Raw genomic sequence first — 25,417 nt, 5'->3', positions numbered from 1 at the left:
TTCTCCTTACTGTTAATATGCCAGGAAAAAGAACCCTATAGGGTTCTTTTTCTGTTCATTACAACCTCCTTCTACTTAATACTACTATCTTATGTATCGCTATGCATATCTTGGGCAATTCCCTTCACCTCAAATCGATAATTCATATTATGTTAAAAAATATTTCTATTAATACAGCTTGATTCATTTAATTGTTATATATAGAATTATAGTTAGTACCATCTAGCCAATCTACATTCAAATAGATTCTCACTTTAACATGACATAAATTCATTAAATATATAGGAGTTTAATATGACTATAACTACATACAATTTATACGAATACAAAGATTACTGGAATGATTTTGAGATCCGTGAATACTTAGAGTTTCTAGATCTATTTAAAGCAAGATTAAAATTCTACTGTGATTGTGGATTTTACATTGGTATAGATACAAATTTAATTATGGATTTCCCCGTTATTTTAGATTTAATAAAATCAAAAGATAAGTTATTAATTAGCCGCAAAGTATATGATGAGTTAGATGGGTTGAAAAAATCCAGCAATAAAGCAGGTAAACAAGCTCGTTACGCACTACAGAAATTAGAAGAATATCAAATTTCAAACGGACCTATTTCTTTTTTAAAAACAGATAAAACTTTTACTGAATCATTAAATCTTCAACCTGAATCACCTGACGACCTAATTATTGCGAGTTATATAAAAGAAAAAAATCAAAATGATAAAAAAGTTTTATTTCTATCAAATGATCGTGGAGCTCGTATACTTTCACGAAGTGTCCATTTAGATAACTTTGAACTCTCAGAGGATCTTATTATACCTTGTGATGAGGAAGGGTTAGTACTTATTGAATACGAACATTTTCTTGAATTCTTTGAGCAAGATAAATCGGGAGGAAATTATTCTTCTATTGAAAACAATCCTTACTACTATCAACAATTTAAAAATTTTTATTTATATCATAGAGAATACCGTAGATTCACAGATGAAAAGGGTAAACTAAATCCTTTAGATCTTTTAAATTCCACTCTCTCACCATTTCATATAGAAAGAAAAAAAAATGCTGAAACATTTGGCTATCAATTTATAAAAAACTATGGAGAAAACGAACAACGTTCATATGATACTGCTTTTAATACTATCTATACCCCTAAGCTGCCATTTGAAACAGAATATAAATATGATCATAGTTTTTTAAAGGGAATTGACTGGTTAGAAAGAGCAAAAAAGTTTTTACATAAACAAGGGGGATTATCCTTTATACCTACAATAATGACATTTAAACATACCTTTATTCAAGCCATACAAGAACATCATGAAAAGGGTGGGTATTTTTTTATAGATGAAACTATATACAAGAAATTCCCAATTATACTCAAATTAATTCCAGACATGGCAAATTTGTTAATAGATGAGTCTACATATCATTCATTACAAAAAGATCCAATTTACATGACTTTAAAATATTGTGTTGAAAAAGAAATTATTACGTTTCCATTTTCTCTAGAATCTACAAACATAAGTAACGAATTCGGAGAAGATACAAAAAAACAAATTACAGAGGAATTAATTTTATCTACCCTTAGTTACCACTATAGGCAGAAAGATATTCTTGTACTTTCAAGTAATGTAGAATTAAGAAATATCGCACGTTCTTTTCAATTCCAAGTATATGAACCTCCTTCAGAAAAAATCTTTTGTAAGCCAATGCAGCTTTTATTTCAAGCTACAAAAGAACAATTAATGTGCTTATATTACACAGATTTATAATTTCAACTTGATTCTCATAAGAAAGTCCCTCCTTTCTATAATTGAAAAGAGGGACTAAAAGTTGATTTAAATCTCTTGTACTATTGTTGTTTTACTCATTATACTTTCATTAAAATATGGCATATCTACATCTAATGAGACAGGTATATTCCCATGAATATATTCTACATTTTTTGCCTTTGATTCACTTGTAATTTCTTTATACTCCTGTTCTCTACCAATTGGTTTATTGAGTCTTGGGCACCAATATACAGGTCTCTCAATTGGTCTCTGACTTTCCTCTAATTTTTTTGCTTCTTCTAGCATTTTCTTTCTACTTTTTCTTACTACAAAAGCTACATAAACAAACACGCATAGTATTATTTTCGTAAGCATCTCCATTCCTCCTTCAAATTCAGATAAGCCCTCACCTATTTAAACATAATTTCCTAATATTATATATAAACAATTTAAAAGTTATATATGTAGGCTTGTTCTATTCCCCCTACATATATAACAATTTTTTAAGAACTAATTTTAAAAATACGGTCCTAGCATGCTCAAAAATAAAAAGCTTACAAAAGCGATTAGTGACGTATCTTGGTCACAATTTCGAACCATATTGGTATATAAAGCAAAGTGGTATGGCAAACAAGTGGTTGTGGTAGCTAAAACATTTGCTTCTAGTCAATTATGTTCCAATTGTGACTACAAAACAAAAATGTTAAAAATCTAACCATTCGAGAGTGGGATTGTCTTTCTTGTGGCACACATCACGATAGAGATCAAAACGCAGCACTCAATCTTAGAAATGAAGCGATTCGTCTTTTAACCGTAGGAACTACGGAGATAGCCTACTTAATTAGAAAACGTTAGGTTTCTGTACTGAGGAATCTCCCACTTCAAATAATCCGTAAGGATGTTAAGTGGTGAGTAGTTTAATAAATACTTCTATACTATATTGTTTAATATCGGAAACGTGCACTAAATTATACGTTTGTTTTATTCTATTAAAGCAATTATCTATTTCTTCTTTTTCCAAGATAAATTTACCAGATGAATATTCCTCTGATTCTGAATCATCTATTTTTCGTATTAAGTCAAACTGAATCATTTTCTCTAAACTCTTTCCACTATAAGCCCCTAAAGTAGTGATTATACAGTCTAATAATTCTTTTTCCGTTTCAGTTAAATATTTTATATCCTCACAATTCGCTTCAAGATTATCGTACTGATATACTTTGTATTTATCAAGAACTACCCTATATACAGGACCACGGCTTCCTATTTCACAATCCTCTTCAAACAAGTATGCCCCAGTAAAAACCTTACAAAATCCTTGTGCGTAGTATAACAGCCTTTGCAGAGCTAAAGGCGTTAAATCATCATTTTTAGATAGTATATATCGAGCAACTTCCTCAATTTTCGTTTCCTTAGTAGAAGTATTTTCCTGCAGCTTTGCAATTGCCTCTTTAGAAACCTTATATGCTTTTTGGGTAATTAAATCTTTATTTTTTTCCAGGATATCTAGCATAAAAGATGGTTCACTACCTAACCGCTTCAATATATCCGAGTACTGCTTTGTCGGAATATCTCCATTTATATACCTTGTTAAGGTAACTTCACCCCAACCTAACAGTAAAGATAGCGGCCGCTTTCCAATCTTATATTTTTCTAAAATCTCATTTATTTGAGAAATAGTCACTAACTGTTCCTGTTTTCTATATACATGATCTAACTGTTCTAAATTATAATCCCGAATCTCAGAAACAAATATGTTCGATTCACACTCTTTACAGAATGTTTCTTTACCAATGTAACGATATTCCTTCCCTCTAATAACTGTAATTTTGGAGACATCTTTAACAGAATAATTTACCATATCACGACAAAACTCACAGAAAGTTAACATTAAAACACTCCTTTATTTTAAAACCTTAAGTCACTTATCTTTATCTAAAAAGATAAGTGACTGGTTTATTTCTTTTATGAAAAGAAATAATAATTATATATTTTTTTTCATTTTTATATTTAATTAAATTCGTTTTAATATATATTTCTACTAATTCCTTTTCTCCCCAATAATCCAACTCATATTGTGGACAAAAAATATACAATTTTTCATGAGCAAATTTAGGATTTTTATTATCAACCGCGTAACAAAAATCACGCGCTTCAATATTAAAAAGAATTTCTTTCTCCTTATTTTTGTCAATTTTATAATCCTCTATAAAACCAATATTTTCTACCCTTTTTTCATTTTGAGAAATCATATACTGGTCACTTTTAAGTAATTCTTTAAGTTCTCCTATGTATTGCTCAATCTCATTAAGTGTAAAATTAATGTGTTTTTTCGTTTCTCTATTTCGAAAGATTGTACGCATTAAAATTCTTTCCCCTTTCAAATCATACCTTACATTCACTAGAAATACAATAAAAAACGTATCAATTGATACGTTTTTTATTAATTAGACTTCACCCTATTCCTCTTATAATGATTACATGCATGCCATCTACAAAACTTCTATATAATTATTTTCCTATAACTCGCAAATCCATTAAGGTATCTACCCTAATGTCACAAAGTTATTTAACTTCTGATAAGCCAAACCTTTATTTAATAAAAAGCATGTTTAGCTAATCTCACAAAAAAATCTCTTTTATCCTTTCAACTCTCATGATATACAAATCAATTAATTCATTTGTTCTTTCCCCCTAAACAAAATTTCTTTTTTTATTTGTTATTGTAAAAACAACTCGATGTTCTGATCTATTTGAAACCAAATAAAAAAAGCTTCCCTAAGTCGATTAATTATGCACATAGCAAAATAAGCTATTTACACTAATCGACTCAAAGAAGCCCTCTCAAAATTAAAGTAAGAACAGACCTTACTTTTACAACTCAACCATTACACAAGGTATGGGAATAAACGGAATCAAATAAACTGAATTTACACCTATATATTACGTTATAATAGTATTGTTTTCAAGTGTATTTTATTAATTCCTATAGCGATTCTACTGTAGAAATATCAGCTGGCGCCCAATTTAAATTATTTAAACCTTTAACACGAACCCATTTTAACTCTGTATGCTCAAGGACTTTAGGAATACCTTCAAGGATGTAATACTTGACATTCTTTCACCCCTACATTATCGATTGCAGGCTTCCAACTAAGTTCTACACTATTTGAAGTAGCTTTTACTACTTGTACTCCAGATGGTTGAGTTCGCGCTTCTGTATCTGGTTTTTCATTATTTATTAGATTCACATCAATCACATTATAGAAAGCGTTTACGGTATCAGCTACATCCCAAACTGCTAATATGACATGATACCCACTGCGATCAGTTGGCACGTTAATTTTATGTGATAGATTATTAGATGCTGCAGAACCATCGTGTTTTACAGTTCCTATTGGTTCAAAATCCGCTCTTGTTAGATATTTATTTGGATCCCATCCTTTTTTTGTAATGTAGTAATGCCACTGACTTGTTGAATGAGGAGCAGTATATTTCCAAGTGAATGTATTCTCCCCACCCTTAATTGTATTCTTAAACCATCGATCAGCTGTTTGTTGATCAAGAATTCCACCAAACAGACCTCCCGCTGAAGCAATTTTCCCGTCAACTGGACCACCTTGTGGGAATCCTTTAGGTGCCTCTAAGCTTTGCGGTTCATACATTATATTCCCACAATTTGAATTCAACGCCCCATAATTTTGACTGCATAAAGCTGCGCGGCTACCTGGCTTTTCAACGAACCCATGTGCATAGGCATTTTGGGGGATTAAGGTTGTCCCCATAATTCCTACTGCTACTGCAGCGGCACTTAATCCTTTTTTATTTGTAGCCATTATTTTTAACTGCTTAAAGAATTTTTTGTTCATTTTAATAGTCCCCCTTACTAATTTCCTTACTATATTAAGAGCATGAATGTAAATGAAAGCTAAATATGCATAACTTCATACTAAACTATTTATTTATCTTTATTACATCCAAATAATTCTATAGTTAAATTATTACATGCTAATTTATTAAACTTAGAAAGAAATTGTGACAGTTATTGGACTTTCTTCCACTACCATTCTTTCTTACTTAAAAATTATACGTTCCATAACTTGAATTAAAAACTTGCACTCCAATATAATATTCTGAAATTCACCCTTTCCAAATTTCATGTTTCTTTATAACTGATTACACTTTATTCAACATAGAAAAAAGTTTCCTATATAATAGGAAACTTTTACGTATTACTAACCTACAACCCTAAAATTTCTACAATCTGACGAGCTTTAATATTATCAATATAATAATGCATCTCTAATCCCTTTCTTTCTGCACGGAGTACGATTCCTCTTAACTTTGCTAAATGTTGTGAAACAGTGGATTGTGGAAGTTTTAATATTTCTGTTAACTGTGTAACATTGCACATTTTATGATGTATTAATTCACTTATGATTTTTAATCGAACCGGATGTGCCATTACCTTTAATACATCTACATCTTCTTCGCGGATTTTAGCTAGATCATTATTAGATATTACTGTTAACATTTCGCATTCTCCTTTATTATTAATTTCTATTATCCTTATAAGTAATACTTATAGATCATTACTATTTCTCCTGTTGAGAAAATATATTCTTCCTTTATACAAAAAGACACCTATTCCAAAAACAGTTTTTACCGTTCCAATGAATTAGTGTCTTATAATTTTTTAGCCAGACTATATTTATTCATATTATAATCTATACATAACTTTGAATAATGCTTTCTAAGCAAAAATAATACTTCCACTCCTCGTTTCAAGATAACTTTAATTGAGATATTTACTTTCTCATATTGCTAAACCTATAAGAACCCTCTACTCATCTCACCTTTTACATCATATATTATTTATTTCTCAATACAAAAATATGGAATTAAAATTCCAATAATGGTAATATAAAGACATCTTCAGTTGTTAACTGTCATCCCTTTTTTAAAAGCCCTGTCTTTAAAAACAGGGCTTTTAAATTTACTCAAATAAACTTTTCAATCTCTAATTTCACTTTCTTTTCTCCTTTAACTTTTTCATCATTTAAAGAATATTAGTTTTAATTTCATTTTATAATAATATTTGGAATATAAGATTCCAATATGACAACTCATCTTTCAACTCTTCAAGATATACATCCCCTAACTAATTTAAAGAAACCTATATATTCTCCGAAATAATCGCTAAATTGCTTTATAAACCCTTCTCTTTCTTCAATATACCGAATATTTTTCAAGTTCCTGTTCACCTAATTATGGCAGCTTATAATACTTATGCTTCAGGCTGGCCGTGGATTCTAATGATACACTAGTAATATATCTATCTTTTTTACATACGTAATAACAAAGCATAGATAGCCTCCTCATTGAAGAGGTTGAAACCAAGGGTTTGTAGTTTCTCAGTTAATTTGTATCCATTTAAATAATAAATTATCTTTCAAATATATAATACTTATTATCTTCTGGATAGTTTACTACAACTACTGTTCTATCACCCTTTTTAAATTCTATTGCATGGCCATTTTGCCCAAGGAATTCCCATCCTTTGGCTTCGGTAATTGGGATAATACTAATATATGTATAGGCTTTTACTTTATCATCTTGAATGTTAATAGCAGACATTGGAATAGGAAAATCTTTAATCTTAGATTCTTTGGTAGTGAAAAATATAAAAATTATACTACACAATAAAATTAATAAAAATAATAATCTTTTTTTTGAAAATTTCATGAAATAATGTTCACCCTATCTTTTATTTTTAGAATATTCTTATTTACAAAACATTATAAACTATAATACTATTATACAGTATTGAAAATAATTCCAAAAGGAGAATGAAAATGAAAAAAAGTAAATTTTTATTAGGTTTAGGGGTTGCTTGTACACTTACAATCAGTAGTTTCGAAGTAGGTTATGCTCAAGAGGTGACTAAAAAATCCGAACAGCAAATTGTTGAAGAGAAAAAACAAGCATTTAATGATACTACATATGATTCATTTACACTTGGACAAGCTGAAGATATATTGTTTGATTATTTTAAACGTAATAATTTATCTTACGAAATGGGATCTAAAGAACTAAGGGATTATCTTTTTGATCAATTAATGTATGGGAAAGATGAAAATTTAAAAACTGAAAAACATTATAGACTTATACTTGCATATGCAGCGAACTATATAAGTGAAAATGAAGGCAAAAAATTATTAAACGAAAATCAACAATCATTGTTACATTCCTCAGTGACATTTAATATGGATCACCTTGCAAATAAGACATTAAAACAAATTAAAAATGAAAATGAAGCAATTCAAACCGAAAATAAAGAAAAGCAGAAATCTAATGATATTCAATATGTAGTACCTTCAGAAGGTGGATTTAATGTTAATACAGCTGTTAGTTATGCTGCTAGACATGTTGGCTCTACTTCAAGTGATACTTATGGATACTTTGGAAATGAAGGAGATGGTGGTAATTGTACAAATTACGTCTCACAAATTATACAAGCTGGAGGAAAGTCTATTAATAGACCATCTACTATAAATATGTATACACCTAATACTTCAGATGATATTTCATATTGGTATAATGGTGTTTTTGTAACAATTCCGACTGGTTATAGCCAAAGAAAGTTAACTACAAGTTGGATTAGGGTAGCAGACTTTTATAAATATTGGAAAAAAAGAGTAACTTACTTTGATACTTTTAGTGAAAACTCAGTATGGAAAGGTTCAGCTGCAGGTGATGTAGTACAATATAAAGAAATTTCCTCAGGAACTATGTGGCATACTGTTTTTGTTACTAAAAAAACTCCAGATGGTCCAAGAATAGCTCAACATAGTCCTGGTAAATTTGACACACCAATTGTTCTCCCTGTAACTTCTTCTTACAGTGTATTAAAGTTTAGTCAATCTTAAAAAATAAAAAGAGTAGTCTTATAATTAGCTTATAAAACTATATAGGTATGGTACTAATTGCATCAAAAGTATAGGCACGTTATAATAGTCACCTAATTACATATAACAAGGTGTGGAAAATGAATAAGACTGAATTGACAAAAGCAGTAGCAGAAAAAGCAGAACTTACACAAAAAGATGCAGCTGCTGCATACTCTTTATCTTCATATGTTTCTACTAATCTCTTTATGTAGTTTTCCACAATTAGTATTGCTTCTTCCTGGTCTAGATTGTTTTTCATCAATTCAGGGTTGAAATATCCCAATTCTTACACTCCTTTTCATTAATGTAATGATAATTCTCATATATTTACTGCAAATTGCATACTTACTTCTTTATGGATTGTTGCCCTTCTGTTGTATCTTGTTTAGCCTTACCAATAAACACTAAAAGCACTAGACTAAATAAACAAGAATGGTACAGCATTAATCAATTTTTAAAGAACAATTCATAAAATAAAAAACGCTATTCTTTCTGTAGAATCACGGAAAGAGATAGCGTTTTTCCCTTTAAGGGAGATCTTTCTTGATTAGGTTGTTAGTAATCGGGTTAACCCCTTCTTACTCACCATAAGGACGAAACTGTTCTCTTAATCCTTCTAATTCTTCTTTTTTGGCTTCTACATCAGCTTTTAGAAATAAACTCACATTCCCTAGTTTTTTAACTAGTGTTAATTTACCAGACTTAATCATAACACTCATACGGGAACGGTTAACATCTAAAATCTCCATTGCTTCCGATATTATAAGAACTTCGTTTCTAATGAAATTATCTATTTCTTCCCTAGAGTTTAAATGATACTTCATACTTCATTCGTCTTCTTCTCTCATACATAACTTAATTATCAATAGAATAGCATATACAATACATACAACTACAAATGCCCAGCCCAACTTAGTCTTTACACTAAAATCATTAGATAGTAACCATAAGAACAGGACAACAAAAATACTTAAATAAATTAGTTTTAATTTCTTCATCATTTTTTGGTGACCGATGTTATAATAGTAATGAGGGGAAATCGGCGCTCAACCTTTCCCCTCAACTTGCTTACTTGCGTTTACGTTTAATACGTGAACGCTTTTTATTTTGTTGTAACTTCTTCACTTTAGAGTGGATGTCTAAACCAACGTTTAGGATTCCGAACACTGAAGCGATTATTGCTACACGTCTTTAATTGTTTCGATCACCTTACCTCCTTCTTATCCATTTAATACATTGTAATATACCTATATCTACATCTATATTGATATAGGTGTATTTAATTTGTTTAATATGCTTAGATTATATAAAAAAACAAAGCCCTTAAACTCCTTCTGCTTTACTCAATGTAATAATAAGACCACTACCCATCAAACGATAAAAGTCCAACTCCCATCCAAGACCTTAGCTTGGATGATGCGCCGAGACATCTACAAGGGGGCCCGCCAACATAACGCGAATTTCGTACGCTAAGGAATTTTTCATTTAAAAAACTTGATTTCTCCGCACGTTAAGAAGGTTCCATAAACGGTATTTGTTGTTTAGTATGATACTGTGTTTTGGGTAATGAGTTTTGGAACTAGATTTCAAACATATTTCAGTCAGTTTTGATAGATGTAAATAAAGTTCCTTAAACGACCGTTTAGGGATTACCTGGTCTATTTTGTTCTGGTTAGCCAACCTTAATAGCAATAAATATAAGTTTTTTAAGACCAACTTGTAGATCAAATCCGTTTGTTGGTTCATCTAAACGTACGAAATTCGCGAAATGTTAGTGCTACCCCTAATATTAAAATTAAAGTGGTTCAAATCGGAGGAAGGCACCTTAGGGTGCCTTTTCTTTATGATTTTACACAAGTAAAAAAGCCTCGTTATTGATATTATCCCCTTTAGGTAGACAGTGTGAAAAAGACCATGTATACACATGGATGTTACACTATTACTTGGAGGGGATTTTTCATGGCCCAAAAAGGTACAACATTTAATACATACTCAAATGGGATAAAGTTATCAGCTGTTCAAAGTTATTTAAACGGTGAGGGAAGCTACGATATGATAGCGGAGAATTATCAGGTTAGAAGCTCTACACAACTTAAAAATTGGGTGAAAAAATATAAAAAATGTGGTGAAATTACAGATACTCGTGGGTAAAATAGTGAAATGAAAGGTATACCGAACCCTTTACGGATTTATTTTAAAACTGTTGAAGAAGAGCGTGACTACTATAAGGCTCAGGTTGAATATTTAAAAAAGAAGTATCCAAATCTGTAAATGGAGGCGTACTAAAATATAAAGAACGATATCATATCATTGAATCACTAAAGAGAAAATATCCTATTATATGGCTTACTAATTTTGCGAATGTACATCGCTCAAGTTATTATAAGTGGGTTCATACAAAAAGTTTGAATAACACGCGAATAGAATCCGATAAACGATTAAAAAAGGTAATCCAATCTATTCACGTAAAGCACAAAGAATATGGTTATCCACGTATGAAAATTGCTTTACAAGAAGAGGGTTATTTTATAAATCACAAAAAAGTATATCGATTAATGAGTGAGCTTAACATTCAGTCTATTATTCGGAAGAAGCGTCTCCTCTTTAAAGGGAATTATTCTAATACTTTTCCAAATGTTTTAAACCGTGAATTCAAAGATCGCCAGCAAAATAAAGCGCTTGTTACAGACATTACCTACCTACGATTTCAAGAGGGCTTCCGCTATCTTTCTGTTGTACAAGATATTTATAATAACGAGGTTGTTTCTTGGAAAATTTCCAAGCGTAATGATAATGAACTTGTATTAGATACAATTGAAATGTTGGCACAAAAAGAGATGTGCGTGGAACCATTTTCCATTCAGATCAGGGATTCCAGTACACATCTCATGCCTACAACAAAAGACTTTTAGATTTAGGTATCATTGGCAGCCACTCTCGCAAAGGAAACTGCCATGATAATGCCTGTATCGAATCACTTTTCTCCCATTTTAAATCGGAGATGTTGTATTTGAATCATTTTAAAACAGAAGCGGATTTAATACAAGCGATTGAAGAATATATTTACTTTTATAACTATAAACGTTTCCAAAAAAGACTAAGCAGCCATCGAGCTCCGATAGAATATCGAATCTCGATGGCTGCTTAGTCTTTTTAATACTGTCTACTTGACAGGGATAAGACCACCACCACTAAGGCCGTTTTTATTTCTTATTCAATTTCCTTCCATTTCGTCCAACGCATGCGCCCTCAAATATAAATACGCAGTTATTTCTTCTTTCGCCATCCCTCTATCGGCACACATGCCGTCTAACAGGATCCATTCGGAATCCCCTACGAATTCCCGAAACCGTTTCTTATCTTCCTCGACTACCAACATCATCGTTAACTCTTCCATACTTGTTAACACACGTTTCCGTCCTAATTCATCGATATAAAATACAGATATTATTTTATCCAATCGGTACACTTTAAATTGAAACGTTTGCTTTCCTCGTTTTACTTCGATAGGATACCACTTCAACTTTTCGTAACCTGGCATAGATAATTCGTATAAGCCTAACGGTATATTATTATCTAACAGTTGAGTGCTTGTCATATTTTGGCTCCTTTTTCGTTATGTAATAATTACACAACTAAGTTTACCAGAGTACCGTTAAGTCACCTTTAAGCTTAAGGATTGTAGCTTACGTTTATTCTAAGTCAATAATATTGTTAAATTTAAATATTTTTGTTGCGAAAAGCGTAGAATATTATCTCCTAAATTAGACCCAAAGTTTTAAAGTCTGTACGGATTTTGCAGGTGTCTATCGAACAAAAATTCCGAATACCTTCCCCGCCCCTAAAGAAAAAAGCCGGTATTATTTTACCGACTATATTTTAAACGGTTTTTATTTTCACACACACATTTTTTTACAAATTCAGAAATTCATTTGAGGAATAAGCTCTGTTAAATAACAATTTTAATTAATTTCTTCATTCTGTTTAGCTCTTAGACTCAAGGACTGATAAATGAGCCTCAAGTTTACCTAAATTCGTATGTAACTTTCTACATTTGATTACTTTATAGTAATGCGGGTACTGGGCCCAAATAAGCTTTAATGTTGGAAAATTATCGAAGATATGGTTAAAATGGTTACATATACTAAGAGTTTAGAAGAGTTAGATATCCCACCGGCTGTTGTAACTACTGACATTTTGAAAGAGAAAAAGTTTCCTTTATACAAACGGTTCGATCGTAGAGGCAGTTCGAGTTAGTGTATCTGTACCGAGAGTGTTTGTCCCAGAAAAAATAAATGACCACTTATTAGAAGATACTGAATTAATTGAACGCATTCCTGTATCGGTTGTAAAATATTTAGAGGTTGATATTGTAATCGCAGTTGATGTAACTCCGATTAAAGTGAATGGAGAGATTACATCTATTTATGGTGTAATTATGCAACACGAACTTGTTATAAATCGGTAAATAGCAGCAAATTTAATGGTGCGCCAGCAGTAGAACAATTTAGTTCGCCTGCTTTTACACATATTAAGGCCAGGCATTATTTGGGTCTGAGAAGTGGAAGGAGAAATATCATGTTTAAGCGTTTTCAGTTTATATATACAATTTTAATAGGGATTATATTAGCGTTACTGCTTGTTTATGTGCGTTTACCATATTATGTGACAAAGCCAGGTATGGCTGCGAAATTAGATCCATACATTCAAGTGGTTGATGGAAAGAAGGCGTCTGGTGATTTTATGGTTGTCACTGTCGCGATGAAACCTGCAAATATGGTAAGCTTAATAGCCGCACAGTTTAATACATATACACACGTTTTAAAAACGGAAGAAATTTTGCAAAAAAGTGAGAGTGATGAAGAATATAAATTCCGCCAAAGGTATGCAATGAAAGATTCGCAAAATGCAGCAATTTATAATGCTTATAAACGTGCAAATCGCACTGTTTCTTTTGAAAATAAAGGGGTATTGGTTACTGGTGTAGCGAAAGGGATGCCGTCAGAAGGAATACTTAAACTTGGAGATGTCATCGTAGCTGTCGACGGAAAAACATTTGAAAAGACGGAGCAATTTATTGAATATATGACAGGGAAAAAAGAAGGAGATACAGTAAATATTGAGTACAAGAGAAATGGAAAACAGTTAAAAGAAAATCTAAATTTAAAAACCATTTCGAATGGAAATGGACGTGTTGGTATAGGTGTATCTATCGTTACGGAAAGAGAATTAGTGGTAGATCCAAAAGTGAAGATTGATTCTCATGAAATAGGCGGACCATCGGCAGGCCTAATGTTTACATTAGAAATATATAATCAACTTGTAGAAGATGATTTGACAAAAGGACATGAAATAGCTGGAACAGGTACGATTAATGAAAAGGGAGAAGTTGGCCAGATTGGTGGTATTCAGCAAAAAGTGGTCGCTGCAAGTGATGCTGGTGCTGAAGTGTTCTTTGCACCAAATGAAAAAGGTGCGGAGAAATCGAATTATAAAGACGCACTTGAGGCTGCGAAAGATATTAAAACAAAAATGAAAATTGTACCAGTGGATACGTTGGATGATGCGTTAATGTATTTGGAAAAAATGCGTGAGAAAAAGTAAACCTCTCTAAAAAAGAGAGGTTTTTTTATAAAGATTCTTTATTTATTACTTCATAATGCAATAAGTTGTTAGTTTTCGAACTCTTTTAGGGATACCGCCACATCGCTGTCAAGCTAATAAAACAAAATACCCCCTAAAATGAAAAATACCCTATTCTTTCTGTAGAATCATAGGTGGTCTGACCCCATTTGGTGAGACAAAAAAAACACCTAAATAACATGTTTCCTATAAGCTATAGGTGACATATTATCTAATTTTCTCTGAATCCGTTCATTATTATAGTAGTGGATGTATTCATCCACAGTTTGTATTACACTAACATTATTCGATTGTTTTATATTTTGCTCATAGAATCCTTCGGATTTCAAATGAGAATGAAAGGATTCTATGAGGGCATTATCATGGCAGTTTCCTGTACGAGACATGCTTGTGATAATACCTTTTTCTTTGGCATATGTTTGAAATTGTTTTGATGTATACACTTTTCCTTGATCCGAATGTAAAATCGTATCAATCACATTTCGCTTTCTTAAAGCCTTTTTAGAGTATCTAATATAAGAGAAACATCCTGTGTCTCAGCTATTTTATAACTTACAATTTCATTGTTAACCCCTTCTATAATAGATGAAAAATAAAGAGTCTTATTGCCGAACATCAAATACGTGATATCAGTGAACCATTTTTCACTAGGCTTGGTAGCTTTAAATCTCCGTTATATTCTATTTTTAGCTACCACTGGTTCATGACCGAGCACAAATATCTTTTTCTTTTTTCTAACACGAGATAATACGTTGTATTTCTCATGATACGTAATACTTTTTTATGATTCATTACGATGTTAAATTGATCACGTAGACAAGCTGTAACCCGACGATATCCATACCGATATTTATGATGTTGACATATTTCTATTACGTTTTTTTCTTCATGATTAGTTACTGTTCTCTCCTGCTTTTTCCAACGATAATAAATAGAACGTGAAATATTAAATATGGAACACAGTTCTGCAATTGTAAAAATTGATTGCCATTTCTTTATCATTTTCATTATTTCTTCTATTCCTCCCACCTCCTTAAGATTTCTTGGCACTTTTCTAGCAATATAATTTTTGCCTTTAAATAACGTATTTCTAATTCTTTTTGTTCAAGTTCTGTTAACCTTTTTAAGCCTTTTCCATGTGCAGATTGTCTTCCAATAGATTGTTCAAACCGATAGGTTTCGCCTTCACGATACCATTTCATCCAAGTTTTAATTTGAGCCACATGTCTAATTCCTAAGGCATCCATAATTTCTTTATTTTTGAATCCTTGGTGTTTCATTTCAACTACTTTCCACTTTATTTCGGCGGGATAATGCGCCTTTTTCCCCATACGAAAAACCCCTCCATTAAAATCATAACTGATACTTACGATTTAGAGAGGTGTTTTTTATCGTCCCATTCTCAGGGTTCACTCCAAATAGGAAAGGATGGCGTTTTTGTATGTCTATTTCTGTATCTGATGAATTACAACTATTCGCTCAAGAAATTCAAAGCTTCTTATTTCCAAATATCTTACGAGATTTTGCTAGAGGTATTGGTTTTGTTCAACGAACCAGTAAGTACCAAGCAAAAGATCTAGTCGCTTTATGTGTATGGATGAACCAAAATGTCGCTAAGACGTCTTTAACTTAGTTATCTAGCTGTTTGAAGCATCAACAGAAGTACTCATCAGTCCTGAAGGACTGAATCAAAGATTTAATCAAGCAGACGTCCAATTTTCACAACACATACTAGCTGAACTACTAAACCAAAAATTGGCCTCATCTATACCGATTTATTCTCCATATACTTCTATTTTCATAGCGTATCCGTATTTTAGATTTAACCGCATTTCAACTCCCAAATCCTTTTTCATTCGTTATGCAGCTATACAACAGGAATAAAGATTCAGACACCCAAGAGCTATCAAAGATTCTCATTTGTCTGTTTAACCTCCTACAGCAAAATGGGCGAAAATCTCATCGATATGAGAAGAAAACAGTCTTTGATATTTTAGGTATCGTTTACAATTTTACCATGTCTGATAATCAAGCGGCTTAATTCAAAAAAGGAAACCCATTAGGGTCTATTTCGTAAGCAAATCTTTAAATTCCCTACATGTATCCTCTAGAAAAAAAGAAATAACCTCTACTAAAGTGACGTTGTATGAGCTTAGCTTGATAGTGATGTGGCGGTACCCGATATTAAAATAAATGACTATCAGAGTGTTGGGAAACCCAAAGTATTTCCCAACACTCTGATTTATTTTGGTATACCTATTCTATCCAATGGATAATATTGAAATTTAACTTCTCCTATAATGGATTCCTTAGAAACAAATCCAAAAGAACGACTATCCTTACTAATTATACGATTATCCCCTAATACAAATAATGATCCTTCAGGTACTTTTGTTTCACCAGTTAATTCTTGTAGAGTGAAGTCACCTGTACGCATACCAGATGAATTATTATCTCCCTTAATTCCCTCCAAATAAGGTTGTTCTATTTCTTTTCCATTAATATATAGTACTTCGTCTTTCATTTCAATACTATCCCCAGGTAGACCAATAACCCTTTTAATATAATACTCATTTGCATCCGGTGCGTCGAATACTACAATATCAAATCGTTGTAAATATGATAATTTACTTACCATAACTTTATCTTTATTTTCAAAAGTAGGTAACATTGATTCTCCAATTACGTTCATAGGTGAGAATAAAAATTGACGCACAATAAAAGCTATGATTAATGCCAATGCTAATGATTTAATCCAAGAATAGATCTCATTTCCCACATTCTCTTTCATATATTTCACATCCCCTTATTTGTAAATAATGTTAATATTTCGCAACTTTATTTCTTACTTTTTAGAAAATGAAGTCATTTTTATGGAAGTGAAGAATTTTTATATTAAGATTATATCCTGCAAATTTTATCGCATTAATCGCTTCGATAATTTTAAAAATAGATATAAAATTAACACTGAGTAAATAAATACCCAAATAAAAGGAAAAAGAGAAAGTTCTAAGATACTTTTACCACTCCAATGAATCAGTGGCGTTTGTGTGCTCACTGCAGGGGGAATGACCCAAACTATATTCTTAAAGGTGGAAGGTAAAAGATCATAAATCCCTATTGCTCCTATTGAAGTCATTACGGTAATTGCTAACCCTCCATAAGAATTCACAGGATTATCTACTATCCACTTACTAAATAAGCTCGCAACACTAATACCTAATGTTGCTAAAGCAATATGATTTACTAAAGAAACTAAGCCAACAATTATAGTTACAGGTTCATTGAACATATTAAAAATAATTGGATATAGAAATGCAAAAACAGCAAGTACAATTGAAATAAGCCATACTGAAATTAATTTAGAAATATAGTAACGATTACTACTTTTGATATGTAGAGTCATTATTTGTTTCTGAACAGGTGAATCAAGGGATAAAAAACTTACACAAATCCAAGAAGATATAATATATAAAATCAATGCAGTTATTGCATAACTACTAATGACTGGGTTAGGTTTGTATGTATAATTAACAACAATTAATATGAAGAAAGTTGAAATAGGTGGAAAATATTTATGGGAACGGATATAATCTTGTAAACTATATTTAATAAATTCTTTCAAAACAATCTCTCCTTTTATATTATGTATAGATCATATTTAGTACAAAATAAAAATACATCGAATTGTAATAACACAGATTTACATGGAGAGACAAACATGATAGCACCAAATGCTTGTCATTACAGCGTCCCTAGTGTGTGAGTCATGCTTGTAGAAATTCCATATCCGACTGATATTGCACTGCATTTTTATTTTACAGAAAACATAGGTCATTGTTAGTACAAGGTTATTCAAAAAAATTAAAAGGAAGACGCTTCATACATCTCGCTCATTATTAATCTTCCTATCGAAGTCTATAGTTGATACACTATTAATACTTCCTTTTAATTGAAGGATTCTTGATAGTATGACATCACTATTTTTTAAATGAACGTAAAGTAACAAATTATTATCCTTCTTTTCCATAGAAATGACTTCATGCCATTGTTTAACATGGGAATCATCTATTTGTTTTACCTCCAATAACTTAATCTTTTCTTGTTCTATTTTTACAGAATTCACCTTAGAAATAAGACCATTATTTAAATCATAAGTCTTTTCTACTAAGCTCTCAAAAATATTAGATTCATGGTATGTCAATAAAATGGTAGTACCCTGTTCTTTTAATTCCTTTAATACTGTCAATAACTCTTGCTGTGCATGTAAATCAAGGCCAGAAATAGGCTCGTCTAAAATTAATAGTTCAGGAATTTGCAAAATAGCCTGAATTATCCCCACCTTTTGGATGTTACCTTTTGACAAATTCATAATCCATTGATTATTTAATTCCTTAAGTTGAAAACGATTTAGTAAATAAGAAATTCTTTTTGTTAAATATTCTTTAGAGAGGCCATCAATTTTTCCTACATAATTTAAATATTCACTTGGTGTAAAACGAAGAAGTTTAGAGAATCTTTCTGGTACATATCCAACCCTAATACTTTTTTTAGGGTAAATAACTTTTCCTGAACTAGGTCGTTCTAGACCAGCTATAATCCGTAATATGGTGCTTTTACCAGTACCATTTCCTCCTAAAATTGCAATGATTTCCCCCTCATCGATTGTCAGCGAAATATCACGTAGGACGTTTTTATTTGTGTACACTTTACTAATATTCTTAAGTTCAACAAGTTTCCCCATAAAATACCCCTTTCTTAATAAATAACGATGATTTGTTAATATGTATTAGATTCTAACGATAAGTTCCTCGAAAGTAATGACGGTTACATTGTCCGGTAATATTGAATTTGCACAAGCAGCCAAACTATAACTGGAATCAAAATGATATAACTTAAATGATAAATTTGGACTTAAAATATTATCATTTGCCATACATAAGATAGAAGATCCATTTATCCTTATCGTAAAAGAATTTAATGGACAGTTTAATCCAGTACCAATACATTTAATATAACTTTCCTTTAAAGTCCATAAATTGAAAAAGTACTTTGTCCTCATGGGTTCAGGCAAAATGATAAGATCTTCATACTCAGTTTGGCTAAAATAACTTTTAACAAGATCCAGGTTTACCTTATCCATTTGTTCAATGTCCACTCCTACTTCTTGATTACCAAATATACAAACTACCCAGTCTTTAGAATGGGATATATTAAATGAGAACGGAAAACCCAAATCGATTTCTGGCTTTTCATATTTATTAAAGGAAATCGTAATTTGATCATTAGGAATAAGGAATTTATCCCATATAAATACACGAACTAATAAATCACCAAGTAGACTTCTATATGCATCTCTCTTATTAAAATATCTACTTAATTTTTCTTTTTTACTAGCTGAAACACAATTAACCAATTTTTCATAATCAGCATCTACTATTTCCTCTGGCACCTTTATTGCATGAATTTGCGACATTAAACCACTCCAATTCAATGAAAACTAACAGTTTCCATAAAATGAAACATTCATCAGTAGGCTTTACCTCCTACTGATGTTATTCACTCCTCTAATGAGATAGTCCTGCAGAAGCTATCATCATTAGAGCATTGTCATAAGACTTTACATAAAAGATTTCGAAATTAAGCTAAGAACGAACCCTTTCCTGTTAGTCAGCTAATTTCTTTGTATCTTCCACGTTTGTTACTGATTTCTTACGTAAGAAGAAAAATAATTAACAAACGATTGACTTAACTATAATGTTGTAAAAGTAGAAAATAAGAATGCCAAATAATTACGGTTGCCAATGGTATTTAATAATCACTGAACATTCTAGATTCTAAGGCTAAAGATCCTATTCCTACTACTATTATAATAGTTATCATAAAAATTGGTCTCATTCTATTTTTTCTTGCTTTCACTAATGCACCTTGAATAGAATAACCTTCTTTTATAAGTTAATTCGATCAATCAATAATATTGAGTTTTTTAATACAATTACAATTAGTGTGACAATACCAACTACACACAAGATGCTAAGCTCTATTTGCATGATAAATCATTCTATTAATATTTATCTCCTCAGGATGAACTTCAGTAAATTCATATGCATTCGCCTTTTATATTCGTATATATTTCTGAACTTGTCCCTAATCTATTAATTTCTTTTACTACTTCTCTTTCGTTATCGTGTATAAAAAAATGTCCACCTTCAAAAGCGATAATATTACATGCTCTTGTTGTATGATTTTTCCACTCTTGTAGGTTGGTAAAACTAGTAGAATCATCTTGCCTTCCGTAAAATATTACAACATCTATATCTAGTGGGTTATAATCTCCTGGAATATAGGACTCAATTAATTGAAAATCATATCTTAATATAGAAATAAAAATTTTAGCTAACTCTTTATTAGAAAAAATGTTTTTTGGTGTACCACCTATCGCAAGAATTTCTTCTATGAATTCCTCATCGGGCAACGTAGAAATTACTTTCTGCTTTCGTAACTTTGGCGGTTCTGCCCCAGAGAAAATAATTGAAATTGGCATTTTCTTATTCGATTCTAATATCTTATATACTAATTCATAAACTAATAGACTACCCATACTATGACCAAATAATATGTACGGCAAATCATCTAGTTCATTTTTGATTGCCTCAAATATGTCATTCACCATTTCTTTATAATTAGAAATTAGAGGTTCATTTATCCTTCTCCCCCTACCTGGTAATTCTATTGGTACTAAATCAATCGATGGATGTAAATGGGTTTTCCATTTACCAAATGCATAAGATGATCCACCAGCGTATGGTAAACAAAAGAGTCTTATTTTCTGCATACATTCACCCCTTAATATTGTTTGTAGTACTAACAATTAAAAATAAACTATTCCACTAGTACCATCTACAGTTACTTTATCTCCATTTTTTAAAATAGAAGTAGCTACTTTTGTTCCCAACACAGCTGGAACACCATATTCTCTTGCAATAATTCCAGCATGAGAGAGAATTCCGCCACTATCCGTTATAATTGCACCGACTATTGGAAAGAGGACCGTCCAAGGTGGTGTCGTCGTTTTGCTTACTAAGATATCTCCTTTATTAACCCTATGAAAATCCTCCTGTGAATGAATGATTTTAACCTTACCTTTGTATAATCCTTTAGATGCAGCGGCACCTTTAAAAGATTGTTGTTGTTTGTTTATAGGCTCTTGTGGGAAACCTACGATTTGCTCTAACTCATACGCATTACCCATATTTGCAGGGTCTCCTACAAAAGGAACTGGAATATTCTTCATGTTCTCTCGATGCTTTTTCTTTCGTGTCTCGATTAGATCTCTCACATTATTGGGTTGTTCTAACAATTCTTTGACTTCATTTATATATAGATAAAAAATATCATGCTTATCTAAAATCATCTGTTGTTCTACTAAATAGTTACCAACTTCAAGAAAGAAGAGTCTTGATCTAGCTGGAAGCATAGCATCAATATAGAAATGATGATCTTCTTCAATACGCCAAATATGTAAAGTTGTTTGAATCATGCTAATAAACCTTTGTTTTTCTTTACTATCAGGTATCTCAGATAATAATTGATTAAATAATTTATTTCTTTTTGTATTTAATTCGATAAACTTCTCATTAAAGTCATAATTTATATTTAAATATGTTTTTACAATCCCAAGGATATACTTAGGATTTTCAACCCAAGTTTCTTCATTAAAATCATGAAAATTAGCACTTCTATACCCATATTCATTCATGACACGTTGTAAATCTGAAATAAATTCCTGACCCTCTTCTATACTTGCTAATTGTTCAGCAAGACTTTCGATATCTGTCTTTTCAAATACATAATTTAATTTAGTTGAACTCTTTACTTTCCTTGATAATTCCCAAATAGCTTTATCAGTCTCTAATGATTTATTCATTGTTCCAATTAATAAATCATAAATAACCGACTTATCTTCAGAGCTGAACAATTGGCTATACATCTCTTCCAAAATCCAACCAGCTGCTTGTTTAGGAGTTAGTACCTCATAATGGATAACCCAAGCTTGCATAAAAAATTGTTCTAACTCTTTTACAGCCTGAAGAATTAATTGACTGGATTTATTTTTGGTTTGAAATGCTGATAAATTCTCATAAAAAGGATTAAATATATTATCAACATAATCATCTAATTTTTTTGTAATATTTGGAATTTCGTTCATCATAATCGATTTATGTTTTTCATGGCTATAATCTTCTTTGCTTCTAGGAACAACCGACTGATAATAGTAGCCATTTAAGGATTTTACATCAACTTTTTTTATTTGCATCTTCATTTTTTCATAACATACCTCTGTACCATTACTCATTGCAGGCATAATAAGGGATGTAAAAAGTGGTGTTAATGGTCTGGGAAAATGGACATCATTTTGTACCCAGAATGCTCTGTCCATATCATCATTAGACAACAGAAAATCTTGTTCTATTAGTTTATTTTTCAAAGTTGACACGCTCCTTTATAGTAGTTATAGGCCTTACTTGTAATACATACATTTCATTTTCATTTATTGCAAATTCAACATCAACTGGATATTGATAATAATTTTCTATTTTCTTCGTTACCTCCGTAATCTCTTCTACTTGATTATCATGCAAACTAAATAATGCTTTTTCTTGCTCAGTCGTTGGTATTTCCTTAGTACCATCCACTGTTCCCACAACTTTAAATTCTTTAAGTCCTAAATCCTTATACAAAATGGTATTGTCTTGTTTTGAAACAATAAACATATCTGGGGTTATGAGACCTGATACAATTGCCTCACCTAGACCATAACTAGCATTAATAATGATTTCATCATATAAAGAGGTTACTGGATTCACACTAAATACCACGCCAGATGTATCTGCCTGTACCATCGATTGTACCAAAACACCAATTTTAACCTGTTTTATGTCCATATTGACATTATGTAAATATTGAAGAGCTTGATTAGACCATACAGAGGCCCAGCATTCCTTTATACTCTTCACTAAACCTTCAAAACTTCCAACGTTTAGAAATGTTTCATATTGTCCGGCAAAAGATGAATCATGTAAATCTTCTGCAGCTGCAGAAGATCTTACCGAAACTTTTGCTACTTCTGTTGAAGAAAGCAAGTTATCGTATGCATTTTTTACCTGCATTTCTAAGTCACTTGGAATTTTGTTAACATGAAACAACTCTTTAATACTATGACTAGGATTTTCCATCGTTTTTAAATAGTGATTAATTTGATTAGCTAGATTATTGATTTCAATAAATTCCCAAAAGGATTTGGAGGATATAATAAAACCATTCGGTACTTTTATTCCAGCCTCCATTAATTTCGATAGATTTCTTGCCTTTCCACCTACTAGTGATCGATCTTTACTATATCCTTCTCTTAAAGGAATAATCATATAGAACTCTCCCTTCAAAGTTAGGATGGGAATTTCATGCTTATTTCCCATCCTTTCCATCTAATAAAATCTTTTATTTCCCCTTAAGATACCCAACTTCTTTCATATGTTTAAGCAATTTTCCAATATAAATTGATTCAATAATTGGATAGTTAAAATTATCCAACTGTTGTAAATACTTTCTAGTAAAAGATGAATCAACATGAACATCCCATTTATACTGATTAGATTCCACGTTTATTAATTCAGTAATAATTGTTGATAATTCATCCTTTAGTTCATTGTTTCGATATATTGTATCGATAAATGTATTAAATTTATCTTCTTGAAGCACGTTAATCCTAATTCCTAGTGAATCTAACATTGCTTTGATATCAACCATTTTTACTTGATTGTGATTAAACAGATGAAAAACATTACCACATGATTCCTCTGTTTTTAAAATTTTAACAATAGCTTTACTACATATATCTACAGGCGTAAATTCAATTAATTGGTTTAGAAGATAATCTGGTATCGCTTTAAAATCAACTAAAAATTTAAATTTACGATAAAACGCATTTTCTTCTATATTCTCTTGGAAAACCCCATCAGTAAATCTTCCAGTTAAATTACCAACCCGATAAATACTAGCTTGTAACCCATTTCTCTGCGCTTCAAATATTCGTGATTCAGCTTCAAATTTACTATTAAGATAAACATTGTCAAAAATATCTTGTTTAATATAGAGGTTATTTTCCGTGAAATGCCTTTGATATTGATCCATCGTTCGAGTGCCCGAAATACTAATTGTAGAAATATAGTGAAAATAAATATCATGATTAGAACAGAAATCTATCATTTTTTCCGTTCCCTCAATATTTATTTTGTTAAACTCATCTTTATCGCCATAGTGTTTAACAATAGCAGCAGCATGAATTACTGTATCTATTGTATTACCAAGTTTTATATAGTCATCTTTTACCATCCCTAAATTATCTTGCTTTATATCACCTGCGATAATTTTTATTCTATGTTTGATATCATTCCAGTTTTCCAATAATGTATCATTAAAATATAACCTTATCTTATTTAAAAAGCGTTCTTCTGCAACCGGTCCTCGTACCAAACAGTGGATTGTTGCATCCGTTTCCTCTAGTAACTCTCTAATGATATGAATCCCTAGAAATCCCGTAGCACCTGTTACCAAAATATTTTCCATTGTTTTTATATTTCCGCTAGGCATAATTTCCCTATTATTAGGTGAATTTATATTCATTATTTCAGGATGATGTACTACCTCAGCAGAATCTTCTACTAACTTAATTTTTTCAACTAAACTTCGAATTGTCGGCGTTGTGTAAAAATCTTTAACACTAATATTCCAGCCATGAAAATACATTTTAGTTAAAGCTTTCAAAATTGATATGGAATGACCACCCAGCTCGAAAAAGTCATTGGTAACTCCAATACGATTATCTTCAATTCCCAATACTTCTGACCATATTTGCACCAATTTAGCTTCCATTTCATTTCGTGGTGCTATGTATTCCTCTTGATTTAAGATAACTTCTTCTTTAGGTAATGCCTTTCGGTCTAACTTACCATTTAATGATAATGGCATGTTTTCCAAATGCACAAAATTAG

General features: G+C 31.4%; 18 protein-coding genes and 8 pseudogenes. 9 read left to right on the top strand and 17 right to left on the bottom strand.

Going from position 1 to position 25,417, the window contains the following annotated elements; genetic code table 11:
* Positions 1-294: 294 nt before the first annotated feature.
* Positions 295-1,773 (top strand): PIN domain-containing protein, encoded by a 1,479-nt coding sequence (locus tag MR107_RS05705; RefSeq protein WP_242292128.1) that lies wholly within the window; start codon positions 295-297, stop codon positions 1,771-1,773.
* Between the two features lie 66 nt (positions 1,774-1,839).
* Here the strand turns inward: MR107_RS05705 and MR107_RS05700 are convergent, their stop codons facing one another.
* Positions 1,840-2,148 (bottom strand): hypothetical protein, encoded by a 309-nt coding sequence (locus tag MR107_RS05700; protein ID WP_086389174.1) that lies wholly within the window; start codon positions 2,146-2,148, stop codon positions 1,840-1,842.
* 157 nt (positions 2,149-2,305) lie between these two features.
* On the opposite strand from MR107_RS05700, the pseudogene MR107_RS05695 reads away from it, so the two are divergent.
* Positions 2,306-2,628, top strand: a pseudogene (locus MR107_RS05695) (RNA-guided endonuclease TnpB family protein); the annotation flags it as partial.
* 46 nt (positions 2,629-2,674) lie between these two features.
* On the opposite strand, the gene MR107_RS05690 reads toward MR107_RS05695, so the two are convergent.
* From MR107_RS05690 to MR107_RS05665, 5 genes and pseudogenes are all read right to left on the bottom strand, one after another.
* Positions 2,675-3,664 (bottom strand): type II toxin-antitoxin system antitoxin SocA domain-containing protein, encoded by a 990-nt coding sequence (locus tag MR107_RS05690; protein WP_242292127.1) that lies wholly within the window; start codon positions 3,662-3,664, stop codon positions 2,675-2,677.
* Between the two features lie 40 nt (positions 3,665-3,704).
* Positions 3,705-4,136 (bottom strand): hypothetical protein, encoded by a 432-nt coding sequence (locus MR107_RS05685; RefSeq protein WP_242292126.1) that lies wholly within the window; start codon positions 4,134-4,136, stop codon positions 3,705-3,707.
* A 744-nt stretch (positions 4,137-4,880) separates the two neighbouring features.
* Positions 4,881-5,642, bottom strand: a pseudogene (locus tag MR107_RS05675) (lytic polysaccharide monooxygenase auxiliary activity family 9 protein); the annotation flags it as partial.
* Positions 5,643-6,013: 371 nt separating this feature from the next.
* Positions 6,014-6,307, bottom strand: a complete 294-nt coding sequence (locus MR107_RS05670; RefSeq protein WP_103621953.1) for an ArsR/SmtB family transcription factor — start codon at positions 6,305-6,307, stop codon at positions 6,014-6,016.
* Positions 6,308-7,218: 911 nt separating this feature from the next.
* A complete protein-coding gene (locus tag MR107_RS05665; RefSeq protein ID WP_242292125.1) occupies positions 7,219-7,518 on the bottom strand; it encodes a hypothetical protein in 300 nt (99 codons plus the stop codon).
* A 110-nt stretch (positions 7,519-7,628) separates the two neighbouring features.
* Here MR107_RS05665 and MR107_RS05660 point away from each other — a divergent pair, with 110 nt between their 5' ends.
* On the top strand, positions 7,629-8,702 hold the full coding sequence (locus tag MR107_RS05660; RefSeq protein WP_242292124.1) for an amidase domain-containing protein: 1,074 nt from the start codon (positions 7,629-7,631) through the stop codon (positions 8,700-8,702).
* A 119-nt stretch (positions 8,703-8,821) separates the two neighbouring features.
* A pseudogene (locus MR107_RS05655) lies at positions 8,822-8,893 on the top strand (HU family DNA-binding protein); the annotation flags it as partial.
* 408 nt (positions 8,894-9,301) lie between these two features.
* On the opposite strand, the gene MR107_RS05650 reads toward MR107_RS05655, so the two are convergent.
* Positions 9,302-9,547: a helix-turn-helix domain-containing protein gene (locus MR107_RS05650; RefSeq protein ID WP_242292123.1), complete on the bottom strand. Its 246-nt coding sequence runs from the start codon at positions 9,545-9,547 to the stop codon at positions 9,302-9,304.
* 1,135 nt (positions 9,548-10,682) lie between these two features.
* Between MR107_RS05650 and MR107_RS05645 the strand changes: the two are divergent.
* Positions 10,683-11,871 (top strand): annotated as a pseudogene (locus MR107_RS05645) (IS3 family transposase).
* 66 nt (positions 11,872-11,937) lie between these two features.
* Here MR107_RS05645 and MR107_RS05640 read toward each other — a convergent pair.
* The gene (locus tag MR107_RS05640) at positions 11,938-12,321 is read right to left on the bottom strand and encodes a hypothetical protein (RefSeq protein ID WP_242292122.1); all 384 of its coding nucleotides are present in this window, start codon (positions 12,319-12,321) and stop codon (positions 11,938-11,940) included.
* 509 nt (positions 12,322-12,830) lie between these two features.
* Here MR107_RS05640 and MR107_RS05635 point away from each other — a divergent pair.
* Positions 12,831-13,259: pseudogene (locus tag MR107_RS05635) on the top strand (patatin-like phospholipase domain-containing protein); the annotation flags it as partial.
* A 42-nt stretch (positions 13,260-13,301) separates the two neighbouring features.
* Positions 13,302-14,327: a SepM family pheromone-processing serine protease gene (locus MR107_RS05630; RefSeq protein ID WP_242292176.1), complete on the top strand. Its 1,026-nt coding sequence runs from the start codon at positions 13,302-13,304 to the stop codon at positions 14,325-14,327.
* A 209-nt stretch (positions 14,328-14,536) separates the two neighbouring features.
* Here the strand turns inward: MR107_RS05630 and MR107_RS05625 are convergent.
* Positions 14,537-15,697, bottom strand: a pseudogene (locus tag MR107_RS05625) (IS3 family transposase).
* A 110-nt stretch (positions 15,698-15,807) separates the two neighbouring features.
* On the opposite strand from MR107_RS05625, the pseudogene MR107_RS05620 reads away from it, so the two are divergent.
* Both MR107_RS05620 and MR107_RS31920 read left to right on the top strand, forming a co-directional pair.
* Positions 15,808-16,258 (top strand): annotated as a pseudogene (locus tag MR107_RS05620) (transposase); the annotation flags it as partial.
* Positions 16,234-16,407 (top strand): annotated as a pseudogene (locus MR107_RS31920) (IS4 family transposase); the annotation flags it as partial. The pseudogenes MR107_RS05620 and MR107_RS31920, both read left to right, overlap by 25 nt.
* A 201-nt stretch (positions 16,408-16,608) precedes the next feature.
* Here MR107_RS31920 and lepB read toward each other — a convergent pair.
* The 8 genes from lepB to MR107_RS05580 form a co-directional block, all read right to left on the bottom strand.
* The gene (gene lepB, locus MR107_RS05615; RefSeq protein WP_061663204.1) at positions 16,609-17,157 is read right to left on the bottom strand and encodes a signal peptidase I; all 549 of its coding nucleotides are present in this window, start codon (positions 17,155-17,157) and stop codon (positions 16,609-16,611) included.
* Between the two features lie 126 nt (positions 17,158-17,283).
* Positions 17,284-17,991 (bottom strand): hypothetical protein, encoded by a 708-nt coding sequence (locus MR107_RS05610; protein ID WP_098355981.1) that lies wholly within the window; start codon positions 17,989-17,991, stop codon positions 17,284-17,286.
* 255 nt (positions 17,992-18,246) lie between these two features.
* Positions 18,247-19,110, bottom strand: coding sequence for an ABC transporter ATP-binding protein (locus MR107_RS05605; RefSeq protein WP_061663202.1), 864 nt, complete (start codon positions 19,108-19,110; stop codon positions 18,247-18,249).
* A gap of 45 nt (positions 19,111-19,155) precedes the next feature.
* Positions 19,156-19,842: a 4'-phosphopantetheinyl transferase family protein gene (locus tag MR107_RS05600; RefSeq protein ID WP_098355980.1), complete on the bottom strand. Its 687-nt coding sequence runs from the start codon at positions 19,840-19,842 to the stop codon at positions 19,156-19,158.
* Positions 19,843-20,466: 624 nt separating this feature from the next.
* Positions 20,467-21,201: a thioesterase II family protein gene (locus MR107_RS05595; protein WP_242292121.1), complete on the bottom strand. Its 735-nt coding sequence runs from the start codon at positions 21,199-21,201 to the stop codon at positions 20,467-20,469.
* A 36-nt stretch (positions 21,202-21,237) separates the two neighbouring features.
* Entirely contained in the window at positions 21,238-22,854 is a 1,617-nt protein-coding gene (locus tag MR107_RS05590) for a PEP-utilizing enzyme (protein ID WP_242292120.1), read from the bottom strand.
* Positions 22,844-23,791: a PEP/pyruvate-binding domain-containing protein gene (locus MR107_RS05585; protein WP_242292119.1), complete on the bottom strand. Its 948-nt coding sequence runs from the start codon at positions 23,789-23,791 to the stop codon at positions 22,844-22,846. The genes MR107_RS05590 and MR107_RS05585 overlap by 11 nt, the downstream gene beginning before the upstream one ends.
* Before the next feature lie 73 nt (positions 23,792-23,864).
* On the bottom strand, positions 23,865-25,417 hold a 1,553-nt coding region (locus MR107_RS05580), incomplete at its 5' end, for an SDR family oxidoreductase (RefSeq protein ID WP_305037292.1).

This window comes from Bacillus cereus group sp. BfR-BA-01441 (genome assembly GCF_022663075.1).
Lineage (GTDB): Bacteria > Bacillota > Bacilli > Bacillales > Bacillaceae_G > Bacillus_A > Bacillus_A cereus.
The sequence above is the reverse complement of the archived record's forward strand: the minus strand, read 5'-3'. Positions and strand labels throughout refer to the sequence as shown.

Excerpts from the sequence above, each read along its gene's own strand:
- MR107_RS05705 (WP_242292128.1), top strand. The coding sequence starts at position 295 with ATGACTATAACTACATACAATTTATACGAATACAAAGATTACTGGAAT.
- MR107_RS05700 (WP_086389174.1), bottom strand. The coding sequence starts at position 2,148 with ATGCTTACGAAAATAATACTATGCGTGTTTGTTTATGTAGCTTTTGTA.
- MR107_RS05690 (WP_242292127.1), bottom strand. The coding sequence starts at position 3,664 with ATGTTAACTTTCTGTGAGTTTTGTCGTGATATGGTAAATTATTCTGTT.
- MR107_RS05685 (WP_242292126.1), bottom strand. The coding sequence starts at position 4,136 with ATGCGTACAATCTTTCGAAATAGAGAAACGAAAAAACACATTAATTTT.
- MR107_RS05670 (WP_103621953.1), bottom strand. The coding sequence starts at position 6,307 with ATGTTAACAGTAATATCTAATAATGATCTAGCTAAAATCCGCGAAGAA.
- MR107_RS05665 (WP_242292125.1), bottom strand. The coding sequence starts at position 7,518 with ATGAAATTTTCAAAAAAAAGATTATTATTTTTATTAATTTTATTGTGT.
- MR107_RS05660 (WP_242292124.1), top strand. The coding sequence starts at position 7,629 with ATGAAAAAAAGTAAATTTTTATTAGGTTTAGGGGTTGCTTGTACACTT.
- MR107_RS05650 (WP_242292123.1), bottom strand. The coding sequence starts at position 9,547 with ATGAAGTATCATTTAAACTCTAGGGAAGAAATAGATAATTTCATTAGA.
- MR107_RS05640 (WP_242292122.1), bottom strand. The coding sequence starts at position 12,321 with ATGACAAGCACTCAACTGTTAGATAATAATATACCGTTAGGCTTATAC.
- MR107_RS05630 (WP_242292176.1), top strand. The coding sequence starts at position 13,302 with ATGTTTAAGCGTTTTCAGTTTATATATACAATTTTAATAGGGATTATA.
- lepB (WP_061663204.1), bottom strand. The coding sequence starts at position 17,157 with ATGAAAGAGAATGTGGGAAATGAGATCTATTCTTGGATTAAATCATTA.
- MR107_RS05605 (WP_061663202.1), bottom strand. The coding sequence starts at position 19,110 with ATGGGGAAACTTGTTGAACTTAAGAATATTAGTAAAGTGTACACAAAT.
- MR107_RS05600 (WP_098355980.1), bottom strand. The coding sequence starts at position 19,842 with ATGTCGCAAATTCATGCAATAAAGGTGCCAGAGGAAATAGTAGATGCT.
- MR107_RS05595 (WP_242292121.1), bottom strand. The coding sequence starts at position 21,201 with ATGCAGAAAATAAGACTCTTTTGTTTACCATACGCTGGTGGATCATCT.
- MR107_RS05585 (WP_242292119.1), bottom strand. The coding sequence starts at position 23,791 with ATGATTATTCCTTTAAGAGAAGGATATAGTAAAGATCGATCACTAGTA.